The 3,521-nt window shown below is 65.0% G+C and carries 5 protein-coding genes; all 5 read left to right on the plus strand.

Going from position 1 to position 3,521, the window contains the following annotated elements:
- Window positions 1–184, plus strand: a 184-nt coding sequence (locus K1X74_23450; GenBank protein ID MBX7169308.1) for a MaoC family dehydratase N-terminal domain-containing protein, incomplete at its 5' end; no start/stop codon positions are given.
- A gap of 155 nt (window positions 185–339) precedes the next feature.
- Window positions 340–1,737 (plus strand): DUF3696 domain-containing protein, encoded by a 1,398-nt coding sequence (locus K1X74_23455; protein MBX7169309.1) that lies wholly within the window; start codon window positions 340–342, stop codon window positions 1,735–1,737.
- A complete protein-coding gene (locus K1X74_23460) occupies window positions 1,734–2,273 on the plus strand; it encodes a hypothetical protein (protein ID MBX7169310.1) in 540 nt (179 codons plus the stop codon). Before K1X74_23455 ends, K1X74_23460 begins: the two co-directional genes overlap by 4 nt.
- Window positions 2,273–2,974, plus strand: a complete 702-nt coding sequence (locus tag K1X74_23465; GenBank protein MBX7169311.1) for an RNA ligase family protein — start codon at window positions 2,273–2,275, stop codon at window positions 2,972–2,974. The genes K1X74_23460 and K1X74_23465 overlap by 1 nt, the downstream gene beginning before the upstream one ends.
- Window positions 2,975–3,384: 410 nt before the next feature.
- The coding region (locus tag K1X74_23470) for an SDR family NAD(P)-dependent oxidoreductase (protein MBX7169312.1) at window positions 3,385–3,521 on the plus strand (137 nt) is incomplete at its 3' end.

A 3,521-nucleotide genomic window follows, 5' to 3' on the forward strand; every position in this document is an offset into this window, starting at 1 on the left:
GTTCCATGCCCCGGTGCGCATCGGCGACACGCTGACGATCACCTGGACGGTGACCGAGCTGATCCCGAAGCCGCGCCACGGCGGCGGCATCGTCGCGGCCGAAGCGGTGGCGGTGAATCAGGACGGGGTGACGGTGTGTACGGCGAGCGGGCGCATGCTGGTCAGCGATACGCAGGTGGCGTGAGGTTGCATGCTGCAGTGTTTCTTGTCCCGGACCGAGACAATCTGGGCGCTAAAGGCGACTGACCAGCGGCAGTTCTGCGAGCATCACATCGATTGCCTGGGGCTCGAAGCCAGGGGCCGCCTGCACACCGAACGGCAACCTGGAGAATCGTACCCGTGTTGACGCACTTGCGCATCCAGAACTTCAAGGCGTGGAAGGACACTGGCCCCGTTCGGCTAGCCCCATTGACTGTCATCTTCGGCGCCAACAGTGCCGGCAAGAGCAGCCTGGGGCATTTGCTGCTCGCCTTGCAGCAGACGGCACGTTCCACCGACCGCAAGCGCGCGCTGCACCTGGGCGATTCGGACTCGCTGATCGACCTCGGCACCTTCGCCGACTGCCTGCACGGCCATGACCTGAGCAGGGCGCTCGGCTTTGAACTCGGCTGGCGGCTACCTCGGTCTTTGGACGTGATCGATCCGCTGCTGCCGGGTAAACGCTACCTGGGCAAGCACATGCGGCTCGATGTGACGCTAGTGGCCGGCAAAGCAGGTCAACCCGAAGTGCAGGACATGAGTTATGCCCTGGGCGCAGACGGCCAGACCGTGCTCGACGTGGCGCTGCGGCGCGACGCGCAACGCAAGATCACGCTGACATCGCAACACTACGCGTTCAAGATGGCTGATGGCCGCAAGTGGCCGCTCGAGGAGCCGGAGAAGTTCTATCGCCTCTCCGACATCACCGCCGCGCGATTCAAGAACGCCGGCTTCATGGCCGACTTCGCGCTCGCCACCGAGGCCATGCTCGACAGTCTCTCGTACCTGGGCCCATTGCGCGAGCATCCTCGCCGCATCTACCAGTGGTCAGGCGAGACGCCGTCCAGCGTAGGACAGATGGGCGAGTTGTCGATATCGGCCATCCTGGCGGCGCAAAACGACGGTCGGCAACTTAACCGCGGGCCGCACAAGGCCAAGCAGGGATTTGCCGCGTTTATCGCCGCTTGGCTCAAAGACCTGGGCGTGATCCACGATTTCACCGTCCGCGCAGTAGCCGAGGGCCGCAAGGAATACGAGGTGCTGATCAAGACCGGCGCGAAGTCGCCGGAGGTCAAGATTACCGACGTCGGGTTTGGCGTTTCGCAAGTGCTGCCGGCGCTCGTGCAGGCGTTCTATTGTCCGCCGCACTCCACCGTGTGGATGGAGCAACCCGAGATCCACCTGCACCCGCAGGTGCAGGCCGAACTGGCCGATGTCTTTGTCGCGGCGACACAGGCGCGCCAGAACGGCCGCGAGCGACATGTGCAACTAATCGTAGAAAGCCACTCGGAACACTTTCTCAACCGACTGCAGCGCCGCGTTGCCGAAGGCGTGCTCTCGCCAGATGACGTCGCGGTGTACTTCTGCCGCCGCGCGCCGATGGCCGCCGAGCTCGAGCCGCTGCGCCTGAACATGTTCGGCGACATAGAGAACTGGCCGCCAAACTTCTTCGGTGACGAGATGGCCGACATCGCGGCACGCACGCTCGCGGCGATGACGCGCAAGAAAGCGCAGGCCTCGGCTGCCGAAACGCCATGAAGGCGGTGATCGACACCAACGTCTTGCTCGTCGCCAATGGCGACCATGCCGACGTGTCGGCCGATTGCACGGCCGAGTGCGTGCGGCGCTTGTTGGCGATGCAAGGTTCAGGCGTGACCGTCATCGACGACGGTTTTCGAATCCTCGGCGAGTACCTGCACAAGACCAAGCTCAATCCGCCCAAGGGCGTCGGCGACGTCTTCTTGAAGTGGCTGCTGCGCGAAGCGAACAACCCGGCGCGGGTAGAGCAAGTGCCGCTCACCGAGACGGCCGGTGACTGGTTCGACGAATTTCCCGATCCTGCCTTGCAGCGAGCGTTTGACATTGCGGACCGCAAGTTCGCGGCGGTAGCCCATGCCCATCCCCACAAGCCCGCCGTCTGGCAAGCCGCCGACTGCAAGTGGCTGGACTGGTGGCAGCCGCTGAACGCGCGGGGCGTACGCGTGACGTTTCTCTGCGCAGAGGACGTGTGCCGCTTCTACGCCAAGAAGTTCCCGCACAGATCCGCGCCGGCACTTCCGCCGCGGCAGCACTGATGGGCTTCTTTCGCTTTCCCCACACCCCCCATCTGGCCTGGCTTGGCAGTGGCGAGCCGCGTGACGACAAGATTCTCGCGCCTGCAGAGGCGGACGGGCTGCTGCGCGCTGACGTGGTGCTGGAAGAAAAGGTCGACGGCGCCAACCTGGGCTTTTCAGTCGGCCCCACCGGCGATCTGCGGGCGCAGAACCGTGGTCAGTTCCTCGTCGAACCCTACGCGGGGCAGTTCGCGCGCTTGCCCGCGTGGCTTGCCTTGCATGGCGACACCCTGATCGAGACCTTGCGGGAACACGCTGACGTCGGCTTGATGCTGTTCGGTGAGTGGTGCGCGGCGCGCCATTCGCTGGCCTACACCCGGCTGCCGGATTGGTTCCTTTTGTTCGATGTCGTGGAGTCAGATAGTGGCCGGTTCTTGAACAGTACGAGGCGCAATAGCCTTGCCGCTCGTATGGGCCTGGCAACGACGCCAGCGGTGGCGCGCGGTCGGTACACATTGGGGCAGTTGAAGTCACTGCTCGCTACGGCGGCGAGTCGCTTTCGCGACGGACCGTTGGAAGGCATCGTGATCCGCCGTGAAAGCGCTGATTGGTGCGAGCAGAGGGCCAAGCTGGTCCGCGCCGAGTTCACCCAGACCATTGCCGAACATTGGCGCAACCGACGCATCGAATGGAACCGCCTGGACGCGCCCGCCGCCGTCTAACGCGCACTGTCGCGTGTCTCGTTCCTGAAGCTGCTACAGCGCGCGTTTGCTGCCCCGCGGCAAACGCGGTCGCTGCGGCATCATGCGCCGCTGTCCGTGGCTGCTGCGTGGAACGGCCATTGACGCTGCACCCGCACAGAGCTACGTCGGAAAGCCGGAATCACCGGGTTGCCCGGCATCGCTCTGGCGCGATTCACCGCGGCCAGAATCACGGCGCCCGGGCCGTGCGTCGGCTGTGCCGTCGATCGATTGCCGATCGGCAGATGGTCGAGCAGGTCAACGATCCAGGCGGCGAACGAGGTCATAGTGCCAGGGCCATGTTGGTGGCGATGCCCGTCATCGTGACCCGCCGCTGGCTCAAAGAGCGAGCCCGGCATCGACCTCTGCCCGGACTCGGTTACCCTCCCGCCATGAGCAAGGACAAATCCCTGCAAGGCCGCACCGCCCTCGTCACCGGCGCGAACACCGGCATCGGCCGCGTCACCGCACGCGAACTCGCTCGCCGCGGGGCGCGCGTCTACGTCGCGACGCGCGACGAAGCCCGCAC

It is taken from the genome of Pirellulales bacterium (assembly GCA_019694435.1).
Classification (GTDB): Bacteria; Planctomycetota; Planctomycetia; order Pirellulales; family JAEUIK01; genus JAIBBZ01.

Bases quoted from the DNA above. Each gene is read 5' to 3' on its own strand.
- K1X74_23460 (MBX7169310.1), top strand. From the start codon at position 1,734: ATGAAGGCGGTGATCGACACCAACGTCTTGCTCGTCGCCAATGGCGAC.
- K1X74_23465 (MBX7169311.1), top strand. From the start codon at position 2,273: ATGGGCTTCTTTCGCTTTCCCCACACCCCCCATCTGGCCTGGCTTGGC.